Here is a 13593-nt window from a genome sequence, read left to right on the forward strand (position 1 = left end):
CGATCTTCGACTGGGGAACAGGAGTGAAAGTGGCGCTCACGGTCGAGTGGGAACGCGCCCGGGACGTGCTGGTCGTCTCGGTCGCCGGCGAGGTGGACGCGAGTTCCGCGGCCCGGCTGCAGGAGGGCGTCGCGGCCGCGCGCACGGCCGACGTCCCGGCGTCGGCGCTGGTGGTGCTCGACCTCAACCGCGTCGACTTCCTGGACTCGGCGGGCCTGGCGGTGCTGGTCGAGGTCGCCAGCGACTGCCACAAGGCCGAGCAGGAGCTGCGCATCGTCGCGACCTCGCGGGCGGTGCTGAACCCGCTGAAGCTCACCGGGCTGGACCAGATCTTCACGATCACCGATTCCGTGCCCACCGGCACCGGGCACTGACACCGACCGTCCCGGCGCGGGGGCCACGTCCTAGAGTGAGCGCGATGCGTAAACACCTCTGGGTCGTGCCCGTGCTCTGCGCTGTGTGGCTGTTCTTCGCCTTCCGCGGGATGTTCACAGCCATGCCGACGCGCCCGCAGATCGACCTCGAGGTCTACCGCTACGGCGTCCAGGCCTGGTGGGACGGGCACAACCTGTACGGCGCACTGCCACCGGTCGAGAACGGGGCCGAGCTGCCCTTCGTGTACCCGCCGTTCGCGGTGCTGATCCTGAGCCCGCTGGTGCTGCTGCCGTGGGACGCGGCGGTCGTGACGCTGTACGTGCTGAGCACGATCTGCCTGCTGATGACGCTGTACCTGGTCTCCCGCGTCGCGTGGCCACCGCTGGGCCGGGCCGGCGGCTTCGTCGTGGCGTGCGTCGCGCTGCCGCTGACGGTGTTCCTCGAGCCGGTCAGCCAGACCTACCAGTTCGGCCAGGTGAGCCTGGTGATGATGGCGCTGGTGGCGGTCGACTGCCTGGCCGGGAAGACGGTGTGGCCGCGCGGGTTCGGCATCGGCCTGGCCGCGGCGATCAAGCTCACCCCGGCGGCGTTCATCCTGTTCTTCCTGGTCCGCAAGGACTACCGCTCGGCCGCGCGCGCGGGCATCACGTTCGTGGTGGCCGCGGCCGTCGGCTTCGCCACCGACTTCCACGCCTCGGTCCAGTACTGGTTCCAGGGCGGGCTGTCCGGCGGCGGGGTCAGCGGCACCGCGTTCAAGACGAACCAGACCATCGAGGCCGCGCTGGTGCGCACCGGCCTCTCCGGCGCGGCCGAGAAGGCCGTGTGGATCGCGGTGATCGCGGCGCTGGTGGTCGTGGTCGCCCTCGCGATGCGCCGCGCCGAGCCGGCGCTGGCACTGATGGCCAACGCCGGGCTCGCGCTGCTCGTGTCGCCGACTTCGTGGTCGCACTACTACGTGTGGGTCGCCCCGGCGCTGCTGGTCCTGCTCGCCCACGGCGCGCGGCGGGCCTACGAACGGTCGTGGCTCGCGGCGGCCTGGTTCGCCTGGGCCGTGCTGACCGCGGTGTTCTTCTACCTCGCACCGTTCCACCACCTGCCGGACACCGACTTCCCGGTCGTGCACGTGCACTGGGACTGGCCGCAGCAGCTGTCGGCGGCGACGTATCCGCTGGTCGGCGTGGCGTTGCTGCTCGCGTTCGCGATCCCGCGCCTGCGCCGGCCGAAGCTGGAGCCCCTGCTGACGACGCCGCTCAGGCACCCTGCCGGGGCCGGGGCGAGCTGAACGCACCGGCGTTGCGGGCGCACCAGTCCGCGAAGGTCCGCGGCTTGCGGCCGAGGAGCCGTTCCACCGTGTCCGTGCGATAAGCAGCGGCTCCCGCGCGCATCTGCGTGAACCCCTCGACGATGGCGTCGGCGAGCGCTTTCGGTGCCCCTGCGGGAAAACGGGCCCGAACGACCTCCTCCGGCGTCGCCACCTCCCGCACCCGCAGGTCGCGACCGATCGTTTCCGACAGGATCCGGACCTCGTCGGACAGGGTGAGCAGCTCGTCGCCGGTGAGGACGTACTCCTCGCCCTCGTGACCGTCCTCGGTCAGGACCAGCGCCGCGACCGCGGCGATGTCGGCCACGTCGACGGGCGCGAACCTGCCGGGGCCGGACGGATCGAGGACGTAGCCGCCTTCGGCGAGGGTGGGCAGCCAGTCCAGCGCGTTGGTCATGAAGCCGCCCGGCCGCAGGAACGTGGCGGGAATGCCGGACGCGCGGATGATCTCCTCGCGGTCGTGGTGCCACCGGCCCATGGCGGGCATCGGGTCGCCCATCGCGTGAGCCGAGGACAGGTGCACTATGTGCCGGACCCCGGCGGCCTTCGCCGCGGCGACGGCATGGCGGGTGAAGTCCGTGCCGATGCCCGGCATGAGCAGGAACAGCCGGTCGACGCCGTCGAAGGCGGGAGTGAGCGTGTCGGGCTCGCCCAGGTCCCCGACGACGCGCTCCACGCCGCCGGGCGCACGCGCCGGGTCGCGGACGAGGACGCGGAACTTGGCGCCCTTCGCGGCGAGCTCTCCGGTGAGCTCGCGGCCGATGTGCCCGGTGGCGCCGGTGACCAGTATCATCGCAACTCCGATGGTCGTTTGCCGTCTAACAATTCCTCGTCGAACGTTAGCCGGGAAATGATTAGCCGTCAATCGATTCCTGGAGTGCCGCGTGCCCGAGTTCCTGGACCTGCACGGCAGGGCGTCGAAGGTGATCCGGGCGCTGGCCGAGGCCGACATGCGGCGGCACGGGCTGCACCTGGGCCAGAACCACCTGCTCGCGGCGCTGTGGGAGCACGACGGCGCCACCCCCGGCGAGATCGCCGCCGCGGTGGGCGTCACCACGCCCACCGTCGTCAAGATGGCGACCCGGATGGCTGCGGCCGGGCTGCTCACCCGCCGCCGCGACGAGCACGACAACCGGCTGGTCCGGCTGCGGCTCACCGATACCGGCCGGGCGCTGCGGGAACCGGTCGAGGCGGAACGGCGTGAGCTGGAGGAGAAACTCGTCGCCGACCTGACCGAGGCCGAACGCGACCACCTGCTGAGCGCGCTGGCGAAGATCTACCACACCGCGGCCGACCTGCTGGGGCACCCGGTCGAGCCCTGACTTCAGGCGCGCAGGGCTCCCCGGCGCCGCTGCCAGTCCGTCACGGTGTCACAGCCCGCGTCGAGCTCCGCCTGCAACAGCGCCGTCAGCTGCCCGACCAGCTCGGCCCCGAGCACCTTGCTCTCGCCCAGCGCCGCGAGCGCTTCCCACGGCGTCGCGCACAGCGTGCCGACCTCCTCGCCCTCCGGCGGCGGGGTCAGACCCGCCTCGATGCCCGCGCGTCCGGCCGCGAGCAGGGCGGCGACCACGAGGTGCGGTTGCGCGTCCGCGCCCGCGAAGCGGAATTCCAGCCGCTGCCCGGCGCCCGTGCCCGCGACGCGCACCGACGCCGTTCGATCGTCGACGCCCCACCGCAACGAGCGCGGCGAGAACGGCCCGGTCCGCAACCGCACGTAGCTGTTCCACGTCGGCGCCCAGACCGCCGTGAGCGCCCGCGCCGCCCGCAGCACCCCGGCCAGGAACCCCTCCGGCGCGGACGGCGACAACGACAGGTGGACGTGACAGGAGTTGCCCTGCCCCGGCTGCGGCGCGGCGAGGTAGCTCGCCGTCACGCCGTGCTCGGCGGCCGTCGCGCGGACGATCAGCTGCTGCAGCATCGCGTCGTCGCAGGCGGCGAGGGCGTCACGGTGGCGCAGCACGATTTCGTACTGCCCCGGATGACACTCGCCGCGCGCGGACTCGACGCCGAGCGGAGCCAGTTTCGCCCGCAGGTCACGCAGCAGCGGGCGCAGCCGCTCGGTACCGCCGACCGCGTAGTCGACGCCGTGCGCGGTCAGCGGCGCGCCCTCCGCGTCGAGGAACGTGACCTCGTGCTCGATCCCTACCGACGGCACGAAGCCCAGCGCCTCGATCGCGCGGAGCTCGTCGATGAGCACCTGCCGGGGCGCGACGTGCACGGGCTCACCGCCGGGCCACTCGACATCGCAGACGACGGCGTACACCCCGTCCTCCACCGGCGTCACCGTGGCGAGGTCCGGCCGCATGCGCAGGTCGCCGTAACCGCCGAGGTACCGAGTCAGCGACTGCACCGGTTCCCGCTCGGGATCCCACGCGAAGACGTACGTGCACAAGCCGTAGCCCCCGTCGAGGACCTCCTCCACGACGAACTCCCGGGACAGCTCGACCGCGGCGAAGCGCGCGTGCGGGTCCGGCGCGAGCAACAACACCCTCGTCGCGTCGTCGGGCAGCGGCAGCGCTTTCCGCGCCGCGAGCGGGCGGGGGCCCAGCGGCCTCACCACGCACCGGCCGGATCGGGCGCGTGCAACGGGTTCGCCACCCTGCCCCAGCGCACGTCGAACTCGTCGTCCCGCTCGACCTTGTCGAAGCCCTGTCCCGCCAGGTGTTCCCGGTTCAGCGTGACGCGCTCGACGTCCGGCGCGAACAGCCGGCACGCGTCGAACCGGGCGGCCACATCGGGATTGTCCTTGCGGTAGCGGGCGACGACGTCCCGGACCAGTTCCCAGAACCGGGCGCGCGGGAAGCCGAGGTCGTCGAACAGGATCTCCGCCCAGAACCGCAGCTGCCCGGAGAACACCGAGCTGAACAGCGACTGCGCGAGCAGGTGCGCGGGCCAGCGCAGCATCTCCGCCGACGCCTCCGCGCCGAGCAGGCCGTAGCACTCGAGGTCCTCGTCGAGCAGGTCCACGCCCTGGGCGAAGTCCTTGATCGCCACCCGCAGCGGGCGGGCGTGGGCGTCGACGACGAGGATCAGGTTCTGGCCGTGCGGGCAGAACCCCACGCCGTAGCGCAGCAACCACTGCAGCAACGGCGTGAGCAGCAGGTCGAAGACGCGGGCACACCACTCCTCGGCGTCCAGGCCGCTGCGGCGGATCAGGTCGGTGATGACTGCTTCGCCGCCGGGATCGCGGTACGGCAACGCGGCGAACGAAAGCGCTTGCTCGTCATCCGCGAGCCGCGCCACGAGGGGCTCGCGCCAGAGCGCGCCGAGCGTTTCGTGGAACCGGTAGGGCAGTTCCTCCAGCGCCCCGAACAGCGGGTGCCGCACCGACACGCTCGCCACCTCGCCGAGCAGTTCGAAGCGGTACTCCCGGGACAGCAGCGGATCCGCGGCGTCGATCTGCTTGAGCCAGGCGGTGACAGCCGGCCCGGCGAGGGTCGCCGCCGAGTTCAGCCCTCGGTAGACCAGCGTGTTGCGCACCGACACGGCGGTCTTCACGTCACGCCGGCCGGGCCTGCTCGTGTTGGCCAGCGTCCGGACGGTCTGATGTGGACGATAGGCGTCCCGGCCCTCGCCGAGGTCCACGAGCACGCCGGTGGCCAGCTCGGCTGCGTAGAGCATGCCGATGATCTCGTCGGCCTGCCAGGGATGCACGGGCACGAGCAGGTAGTCGGCCGGGTCCGCCTGCGCCCGGAACTCCTCGAGCTGTCCGGCGTCGAGCTCCTGCCGTAGCAGGGTTTCCTCGCTCAGCTCGGGGATGGACCGGAAGTGGGCGTGCTCCCGTCGCACGGCGAACCAGCGCAGCCTGATGTCCTCCCCGGCCTCCGGCGCGTAGCGCTCCCTGTCCCGGGCGGAGAAGCCGACACGGCCCTTGTTGAGCACCAGCCGCGGATGGCCGGTCAGATGCCCGTCGGCGAGGTTGTAGTCCATAGTGGACAGCTCGGCCGCGGTGGGGGCCCGGCGCAGCCTCGCGGCCTCGTTCGCGACCGTGGAGGTCAGCTCGGACAGCACGTCCGCCAGCCGCAGCCCCGAGAGGCCCAGGACGGTGCGCGCGTCCACGACGAGCGTCCGCGGATCGTCCGCGGGCACCCCCTGGCGCCGCGCGGTTCGGGGTGCCACGGCCCAGGACTCGAACGCGCCACGGCGGGCCTTGAACTCGTAGGTGACGTCGTCCGGCAGGGAAAGCCGCCAGCCGCGATAGCCGTCGGCGGGCTCGTCCCCCGTCGGCTCCGGCTCGAACAGTCCCTCGTAGGACAGCTCGCCGAGCATCTTGTGCACGATCAGCGCACCGGCCGCGTGCCACGCGTCGTCGGTCATCACTCGTCCTCCGTGTTCAGCCCGAACCTGGTGAAAGCCGTCCGCGAGGGCAGGCGGTAGACCTCTCTGCCGCACACGGAGTTGAGGATCGTCGCCGCCCGCCACGCCGCGAGCCCGAGATCCGGCGCGCCCACGCCGTGCGTGTGCCGCTCGGCGTTCTGCACGTAGACCGACCCGGCGACGCCCTCGAGCCGCAGCCGGTGGTCCCGTTCCACGACCGGCCGCCCCCGCTCGTCGGTGACGAGCCTGCCGGCCAGCGGGCCGAGCAGCCGGTCAAGCGGGGTTTCCGTGTAGCCGGTCGCGCACACCACGGCGTCGGCAAGCCAGCCGGCGCCGCTGTTCTGCTGCCGGTGCCGCAGGCCGAGCGCGACGCGGCCGGCATCGAGGCTCGCCGAGACGACCTCGACCCCCGGCGTCATGACCACCTCGGGCCAGGTCCCGCCGATGCTGCGGCGGTAGAGCTCCTCGTGGATCTCGGCGATCGTGTCGCTGTCGATTCCCTTGTACAGCTGCCATTGCGACGGCAGCAGGCCGTCCCGGGTGGACTCGTCGAGGCGGTGGAAGAAGTCGGTGTAGTCGGGGGTGAACTGCTCCAGCCCGAGCTTCGAGTACTCCATCGGCGCGAACGAGACCGTGCGCGCGATCCAGCGCAGGCCGTCCGGGCGATGGCGGTGGCGCAGCAGGTCGAGGAAGACCTCCGCGCCCGACTGTCCCGAGCCGACCACGGTGACGCTCGGCGCGGCCAGCAGCCGCTCCCGTTCGGTGAGGTAGTCGGCGGAGTGCAGGACCGGCGCCTCGGGATCGGACACCAAGGCGCGCAAGGGCTCCGGCACGAACGGCGAAGTCCCGACGCCGAGTACGACGTTACGGGCGACGACCGGCTCGCCCTCGGCGGTCGACAGGTGGAAAGCGCTTTCGTGCCAGTCGATGCCGGTGATCTCGACGCCGAAGTGGCAGCTGTCCAGCCGGTCCCCGGCCCAGCGGCAGTAGTCGTCGTACTCCGTGCGCGCCATGTGGAACTTCTCGACGAAGTAGAAGGGGAACAGCCGGTCGTGCGCGCGCAGGTAGTTCAGAAAGGACAGCGGGCTCGTCGGGTCGGCGAGCGTGACGAGGTCGGCCAGGAACGGCACCTGGATCGTCGCGCCCTCGATGAGCAGGCCCGGATGCCAGCGGAACTCCTTGCGTCGCTCGAACATCGCGACGCGCAGGCCCGCCACCGGGTGGGCGAGCGCGGCCAGCGACAGGTTGGCCGGGCCGATGCCGACCCCGGCGAGGTCCAGCGTCACGAGGCGACCGCGCCTTCCGGCGACTCCGCCCGGGCGGCCGCGACCGTCGCGTCCAGCAGGCCGAGGTAGTCGGCGGCGGTGGTGTGCGGGTGCAGGAGGGTGAGCTTGAGCCAGACCTCGCCGGGCGGCATGGTGGCGCGGCCGACGATGGCAACGCCGGACCCGAGCAGGTCGCGGCGCACGCGTCCGACATCGCCGGACGTCGGGCGGAAGAGCACGGTCGACAGGGTCGGCTCGCGCAGGAGCTCCAGCGAAGGGTGCCGGCGGATGGCGTCGGCGACCTCGCGGGCGGTGGCGCAGCAGCGTTCGACCAGCTCGCCCATGCCGGCGATGCCCAGCGCGCGCAGGGTCACCGCCATCCGGAACGCGTCCGGGCGGCGTGAGGTGCGGATCGAGCGGCCGAGCAGGTCGGGCAGGCCGGCCTCGGTGTCGTCGTCGGCGTTGAGGTACTCCGCCCGGACGGAAAGCGCTTCCAGATCGGCGCCGTCGCGGACGGCGAACAGCCCGGCGGCGACGGACTGCCAGCCGAACTTGTGCATGTCCAGTGCGACGGAGTCGGCCTCGTCGAGCCCGTCCAGCAAGGGGCGCAACCGTTTGCTGCACAGGGCGAGCCCGCCGTAGGCCGCGTCGACGTGAAGCCGGGCGCCGTGCTTCTGGCAGAGCCGGGCGATCTCGCGGAGCGGGTCGATCTCGCCGGTGTTGGTGGTGCCCGCCGTCGCCACGACCACCGCCGGGCCGGTTTCGCGGAGCACCGCGTCCAGCGCCGCGAGGTTCATCCGTTCCCCGTCGCAGTCGACGGGCAGCGGTGCGGGGAGCCCGAGCAACCACGCCGCGCGGGCGACGCTGTGGTGGGCGTTGCGCCCGCAGACCGGCTGGACGGCGGGGTGCTGTTCGCGGGCGAGCAGCAGGCCGAGGAGGTTGGACTCGGTGCCACCGGTCGTGACGAGGGCGTCGGGCTCGGGTGCGGCGGGGTAGCAGAGTTGTGCGATGGCGGTGAGGAAGGCGCGCTCGAGCTCACTCGCGGCGGGCGCCTGGTCCCAGGAGTCCATCGAGGGGTTGAGCGCCCCCGCGGCCACGTCCGCCGCGACGCCCACCGCCAGCGGCGGGCAGTGCAGGTGCGCGGCGCACCAGGGCTCGGCGGGGTCGACGGACCCCGCGGCGAGCAAGGTGGTGAGCTCGGAAAGCGCTTGCTCGGCGCCCACGCCACGGGCGGGAATGAGCGGCTCCAAGGCGGCGACGGACGCCGCGACGGGCGCGGGCCCCCCGGCCGGCCCGGGCGCGGTGGTGGGGGTGGTGGTCGGGGTGGTGTCGCGCCCGCTGTGGCCGATGGCCGGGCGCTCAGCCACGCCGATCACCGGACCGGACACCCCACGCTCGGCCACGCCGACCGCCGGACCGGACACCCCACGCTCGGCGGCCCCGGTGGCCAATCCGCGCAGCACCAACGGAATCAGCTCCGCGAGCCGCTCGTGTCCCTGCCGCCCGCCGGCCAGCGCGGTCGAGTTCCCCACTGATCACTCCCTTAGGTATGCCTACGCTAAGCCACGATACGGACACAGTGGCTTCCTCGGCACCACCTCGGCGGCACTTTCCCACAAAAGTGCCGTCCCGGGAGCGCTCCGTTCGGGTGAGAGCACCCCGAACCGTCACCGGGGCGCGAGGGCCTCCACCTGCTCAGCCGGATCCCCGCCCGTCGGCAGCACGCTGATCACCGGTGTCGTGAGACCGTTGTCCACATAGGACTCCAGGCGCTCGCGGCACTCCGCGGCGCTGCCGTGCACGATCAGCTCGTCCACGACCTCGTCCGGGATCGCCGCGTTCGCGCCCTTGCGGTCGCCCGCCGCCCACAGCTCGTGCATCTTCGCGAGCGCCTCACCCCGGCCGAGCCACTCGTGGAACGCCGCGTACACCGGCACGGTCAGGTAACTGCTGATCAGCATCCGCCCCAAGGCCCGCGCGGCGGACCTGTCCTCCGTCGGGCACACGAAGATCCGCGCGACCAGCTCCACGTCCGGCCCGATCTCACCCCGCACCTTCGGCACGTCCGTCGGCGCGAGCCAGTTCGTGATCGCGCCGTCGGCCTCCTTCGCGGCGAGCTTCAGCATCCCCGGCCGCAACGCCGCGAGCATCACCTGCGGCGGCTTCGGCGGCACCCGCTCCAGCTTGAACTTCTGCACCGAGAACGTCGGGTACTGCTCGCTGACCTTCTCCCCCGCCAGCGCCGACCGCAGGAACCGCAGGGTGTCCCGGGTCCGCGCGTACGGCTCGGTGAACTCCGCCGCGTTCCAGTTCGACACGATCACCGGCGACGACGTCCCGATGCCGAGCACGAACCGCTCCGGCGCGACCTCCGCGAGCGTCGCCGCGTGCATCGCCAGCAGACCGGGGCCCCGCGTGTAGACCGGCACGATCGCGGTGCCCAGCCGCAGCCGCGGCGCCCACTGCGAAGCCAGCAGCAACGGCGAGAACGCGTCCGTGCCCGCGGTCTCCGCGGTCCACGCGTCGGTGTAGCCGAGGTCGGGCAGCCGCTCGATCAGCTCGCGGTGCGCGGTCAGCGGCATTCCGGGCAGCGGGATCGTGATTCCCCAGCGCTTCACCGATTCAACTCCTTCTTGATCCAGTCGACCTGGACTCGCATCAGGTTCTCCGCGACCTCCTCGGCCTGCGGCGTCATGTGGGTCGCGCCGACGAGCGGCAGGAACGTGTGCGCCCGCCCCGCGGCCAGCAGTGCCGACGACAGCCGCAGCGCGTGTGCGACGAACACGTTGTCGTCGGCGAGGCCGTGCACGATCAGCAGCGCGCGCCGCAGGCTCCCGGCGTCGGCGATCAGCGAGTTCCGCTCGTACGCCGCCGGATCGTCCTGCGGCCTGCCCAGATAGCGCTCGGTGTAATGGGTGTCGTACAGCGACCAGTCGGTGACCGGCGCACCGGCGACGGCCGCGTGGAACACGTCCGGCCGCCGCAGCACCGCGAGCGCCGAGAGGTAGCCGCCGTAGGACCAGCCGCGGATCGCGACGCGCTCGAGATCCAGTTCGGGATGCTCCGCCGCGACCGCGCGCAACCCGTCCACCTGATCGGTGAGCGTGACCTCCGCGAGCGACCCCGCGACCTCCTTCTCCCACTCCGGCCCGCGCCCCGGCGTGCCGCGGCCGTCGGTCACCAGCACCGCGAACCCCTGATCCGCCAGCCATTGCGAGGTGAGGAACGCGTTGCGGCTCTGCAACACGCGCTGGGCGTGCGGGCCGCCGTACGGGTCGAGCAGCACCGGCAGCTTGACGCCGGGCTCGTGACCGCTCGGCAGCAACAGGGCCGCGCGCAGCCCTCGTTCGCCGACCGTGAGCCAGCGCGGCCTTGGCTCGACCCCCGGATCCTCGGGATACGACCGGACCGCCGCGACCGGCGAACCGCCACGCAGCACCGACACCTCGGGCCCGCTGTGCTCGAGGCTCCACGACGACAGGACCGTGACCGCCGCCGAACCCGCCCCGACGTGCACACCGTCCGATGTGGACAACCGGCGCACGCCGTCCGGCCCGGTGCGGTGGACGTGGATCTGCGTCGAGTCGGCGTCCGACGCGCTGAACAGCACCTCCTCGCCGACGTCGAGCACCGAACGCACCTGCAGGCCGGGCTCGGTGACCGGCACCCCGTCGACGACCAGCCGGTAGCTCCCGTCCGCGCCGCTGACCCGCACGAGCCTGCCGTCGCTGGTCCACGCGGGCACGCCGGGCACGATCTCGACCCACTGGGGGTCGGTCTCGGTGTGCAGCAGCTTCGTCGCGCCGGTCGCCGCGTCCACGGCGTGGATCTCGAACGTGCGCTGGTCCCGGCTCTGCACGGCCAGCAACGGCGGGCCGCCGGCGGACCAGTGCACCGCCACCAGGTACTCCCAGCCGCCGCGCTCGACGTCCACCCTGGTGCCGTCGAGGCCCACGATCGCGAGCGACACCTCGACGTTCCGCTCGCCCGCGGCCGGGTAGGCGACGGTGTTGACCGGGGTCTGCGGGTTGGCCGGGTCCGCGATGTTCCACCGCGGCACCCCCGTCCGGTCGCTGCGCTCGACGAGCAGGCTCGTGCCGTCGGGCGACCACCAGTAGCCGCGCGAGCGGCCCAGCTCCTCGCCGGCGATGAACTCCGCGAGGCCCCAGGCGATGTCCTCGCCGTCCTCCTCGACCAGTGCCCTGTCCTGCCCGGTCGCGAGCTCGATCACCCGCAGCCGCCGGTCGCGGACGTAGGCGACGTGGGTGCCGGACGGGTTCGGGCGCGGGTCGACGACAGCACTGTCGACCAGTTCGGTGACCTGCCTGGTGCCGAGATCGACCGTGTAGAGCTTGCCGGACAACGAAAAGGCCGCGATGCGCAGTTCGGCATCGGTCGCGTAGCCCACCACCCCGCCCGCGCTCTCCCGGCTGCGCTCGCGGCGGGCCCGCTCCTCGGGCGGCAGGTTCTCCTCGCCCGGCAGGAGTTCCACCGCGTCGACGACCTTCGCCTCGGCACCGGAGGCGAGGTCGAGCTCCCACAGGCTGTTGCGCCGGTCCACGCCCGACTCCGACCGCAGGAACAGCAGCTTCTTCGCGTCGGGCGCCACCCGGAACTCTCTGGGCGTGCCGAGGGTGAAGCGCTGGGTACGGGCCTGTTTGCGGAGAAAGGAGTGCTCGTCGGTCACGTCCGCACTCTTTCAGACCGGCCGGTAGGTTGGCCAATTCGTCAGTAGCTGCTAACGTAAGCGAATACTGACGGAAGGGAACCCGTGATGGGCAAGCCAGTAGCGTTCTCCGAGGTGACCAGCGCCGACGCCGAGCGGGCGCAGAAGTTCTACGCGGAGCTGTTCGACTGGAAGGTCGACGCGGACCCGGCGATGGGCGGTTATGCGCTCGTCGACACCGGGGACGGCATCGGCGGCGGGATCGGCCCGGCAGCCGCGCCCGGCGAGGCCGGCGTCAAGATCTACATGCGGGTGGGCGACCTGGACGGCTACCTCGACCGCGCCGAGGGGCTCGGCGGGAAGCGGCTCGTGCCGCCGACCGACCTGCCGGGCGACTTCGGCCGTTTCGCGATCTTCACCGACCCGGACGGCAACGCCGTGGGTTTGTGGGCCTGACAAGGAGGACTACGTGATCGACGAGCCGGAGGACCGCGTCACCGACGACGCGTTGCGCGCGCTGGCGGAGCCGCGCCGCCGGGCGATCCTGCGGCTCGTCGCCGCCGACGAACTGGCCGCGGGCGAGATCGCCGAGTCCTTCGACGTCAGCAGGACGGCGGTCAGCCAGCACCTGACCGTGCTGAAGAACGCCGGCCTGCTCGCCGAGCGGCGGGACGGCACGCGGCGGCTCTACCGCGCCCGGCCGGAGGGGCTGGCGGGCCTGCGGCAGTTCCTCGACGATATGTGGGCCTCGTCGCTGGACACGGCGCGGCGCATCGTGGAGGCCGAACGCGGTCTCCACGACGGCGCCGCCGAGGAAGGAACGGCATGACCCCCGAAACCCTGCGCCGCCCGCCGGTCCGGCAGGCCACCACGGTGCGCAGCGACATCGCGCACACCTTCGACACGTTCGTCCGCACGATCGGCGCCTGGTGGCCGGTGAACCCGTACTCCCGCGGCCAGGACCGGGTGCGCGACGTCGTGTTCGAGCGGCGGGTGGGCGGGCGCGTGTACGAGACCTGGGACGACGGCACGCAACGCGACTGGGGCGAGATCCTCGCGTGGGAACCGCCGTCCGGGTTCACCATGACCTGGCTCGTGACGCCCACCGCGACCGAGGTCGAACTGAGCTTCAAGGAACTGGGGCCGGCACTGACCCGCGTCGCGGTGGAGCACCGCGGCTGGGAGAAGCTCAGCGACGAGGAGCTGCGCGCGGCGTGCGCGCTGCCGGGCGGCTACTCGGGCGGCGCGCACGCGCGGGGCTGGGCCGCGATTCTCGGCCGGCTGGCCGAAGCCTGCGAAGGAGCGGAATGAAGTACGCGATGTTCTACGAGTCTTCCCCGGGCGCACCGGAGCGGGGTGCCGAGCTCGCGCCCGCGCACCAGGCCCGCATCCGCGAGTTCGCCGGGCGCGGCTCGCTGCTGATGATCGGCCCGCTCGAGGACCCGGGAACCAACGGCGCGCTGGCCGTGTTCAGCACGCGCGACGCGGCGGAGGAGTTCGCCAAGGAGGACCCGTTCGTACTCGGCGGCGTGGTCCGTTCGTGGCGGGTGCTCGAATGGAACGAGATCCTGCACAACGAATAGCCGCCACGGTGGGCATCTGCGCAACGAAGCGCTCCTGATCAGCGCGTTTTCCGGCTCTAGCCTGTG

At 72.3% G+C, this 13593-nt stretch carries 14 protein-coding genes; 7 read left to right on the forward strand and 7 right to left on the reverse strand.

The genetic code is table 11. The features are described from left to right. Positions 1-29: 29 nt before the first annotated feature. Both LWP59_RS28480 and LWP59_RS28485 read left to right on the forward strand, forming a co-directional pair. Positions 30-374, forward strand: coding sequence for an STAS domain-containing protein (locus LWP59_RS28480; protein WP_144638257.1), 345 nt, complete (start codon positions 30-32; stop codon positions 372-374). Between the two features lie 44 nt (positions 375-418). Continuing rightward, the gene (locus tag LWP59_RS28485; RefSeq protein WP_144638255.1) at positions 419-1657 is read left to right on the forward strand and encodes a glycosyltransferase 87 family protein; all 1239 of its coding nucleotides are present in this window, start codon (positions 419-421) and stop codon (positions 1655-1657) included. On the opposite strand, the gene LWP59_RS28490 is transcribed toward LWP59_RS28485, so the two are convergent. Next, complete coding sequence (locus LWP59_RS28490; RefSeq protein ID WP_144638253.1) at positions 1626-2489, reverse strand: NmrA family NAD(P)-binding protein; 864 nt, start codon at positions 2487-2489, stop codon at positions 1626-1628. The two genes, LWP59_RS28485 and LWP59_RS28490, sit on opposite strands and share 32 nt — an antisense overlap. A gap of 91 nt (positions 2490-2580) precedes the next feature. Here LWP59_RS28490 and LWP59_RS28495 point away from each other — a divergent pair, with 91 nt between their 5' ends. Next, on the forward strand, positions 2581-3018 hold the full coding sequence (locus LWP59_RS28495) for a MarR family winged helix-turn-helix transcriptional regulator (protein WP_144638251.1): 438 nt from the start codon (positions 2581-2583) through the stop codon (positions 3016-3018). A 2-nt stretch (positions 3019-3020) separates the two neighbouring features. Here the strand turns inward: LWP59_RS28495 and LWP59_RS28500 are convergent, their stop codons facing one another. The 6 genes from LWP59_RS28500 to LWP59_RS28525 all read right to left on the reverse strand — a co-directional run bounded on the left by LWP59_RS28500 (position 3021) and on the right by LWP59_RS28525 (position 11965). After that, positions 3021-4253, reverse strand: a complete 1233-nt coding sequence (locus LWP59_RS28500) for a type I glutamate--ammonia ligase (protein WP_373299524.1) — start codon at positions 4251-4253, stop codon at positions 3021-3023. Next, complete coding sequence (locus LWP59_RS28505) at positions 4250-6013, reverse strand: IucA/IucC family protein (protein WP_144638247.1); 1764 nt, start codon at positions 6011-6013, stop codon at positions 4250-4252. The genes LWP59_RS28500 and LWP59_RS28505 overlap by 4 nt, the downstream gene beginning before the upstream one ends. Further along, positions 6013-7299, reverse strand: coding sequence for a lysine N(6)-hydroxylase/L-ornithine N(5)-oxygenase family protein (locus LWP59_RS28510; RefSeq protein ID WP_144638245.1), 1287 nt, complete (start codon positions 7297-7299; stop codon positions 6013-6015). Before LWP59_RS28510 ends, LWP59_RS28505 begins: the two co-directional genes overlap by 1 nt. Further along, on the reverse strand, positions 7296-8810 hold the full coding sequence (locus LWP59_RS28515) for a pyridoxal phosphate-dependent decarboxylase family protein (protein ID WP_229857603.1): 1515 nt from the start codon (positions 8808-8810) through the stop codon (positions 7296-7298). The genes LWP59_RS28510 and LWP59_RS28515 overlap by 4 nt, the downstream gene beginning before the upstream one ends. Positions 8811-8945: 135 nt before the next feature. Further along, on the reverse strand, positions 8946-9896 hold the full coding sequence (locus LWP59_RS28520) for an LLM class F420-dependent oxidoreductase (RefSeq protein ID WP_144646289.1): 951 nt from the start codon (positions 9894-9896) through the stop codon (positions 8946-8948). After that, positions 9893-11965, reverse strand: coding sequence for a S9 family peptidase (locus LWP59_RS28525; RefSeq protein ID WP_144646287.1), 2073 nt, complete (start codon positions 11963-11965; stop codon positions 9893-9895). The genes LWP59_RS28520 and LWP59_RS28525 overlap by 4 nt, the downstream gene beginning before the upstream one ends. 87 nt (positions 11966-12052) lie before the next feature. Here LWP59_RS28525 and LWP59_RS28530 point away from each other — a divergent pair, with 87 nt between their 5' ends. Genes LWP59_RS28530 through LWP59_RS28545 form a run of 4 tightly spaced genes read left to right on the forward strand, consistent with a single transcriptional unit; the run spans position 12053 to position 13527 of the window. Beyond that, positions 12053-12400 (forward strand): VOC family protein, encoded by a 348-nt coding sequence (locus LWP59_RS28530; protein WP_144646286.1) that lies wholly within the window; start codon positions 12053-12055, stop codon positions 12398-12400. A 13-nt stretch (positions 12401-12413) separates the two neighbouring features. Continuing rightward, a complete protein-coding gene (locus LWP59_RS28535; protein WP_229857602.1) occupies positions 12414-12773 on the forward strand; it encodes an ArsR/SmtB family transcription factor in 360 nt (119 codons plus the stop codon). After that, entirely contained in the window at positions 12770-13255 is a 486-nt protein-coding gene (locus tag LWP59_RS28540; protein ID WP_191334819.1) for an SRPBCC domain-containing protein, read from the forward strand. Before LWP59_RS28535 ends, LWP59_RS28540 begins: the two co-directional genes overlap by 4 nt. After that, positions 13252-13527 carry a YciI family protein gene (locus LWP59_RS28545; RefSeq protein ID WP_144644776.1) on the forward strand — a complete coding sequence of 92 codons (276 nt, stop codon included), beginning with the start codon at positions 13252-13254 and terminating at the stop codon, positions 13525-13527. Before LWP59_RS28540 ends, LWP59_RS28545 begins: the two co-directional genes overlap by 4 nt. Positions 13528-13593: the final 66 nt, after the last annotated feature.

The sequence above is a fragment of the Amycolatopsis acidiphila genome (genome assembly GCF_021391495.1).
GTDB classification, from domain to species: Bacteria; Actinomycetota; Actinomycetes; order Mycobacteriales; family Pseudonocardiaceae; genus Amycolatopsis_E; species Amycolatopsis_E acidiphila.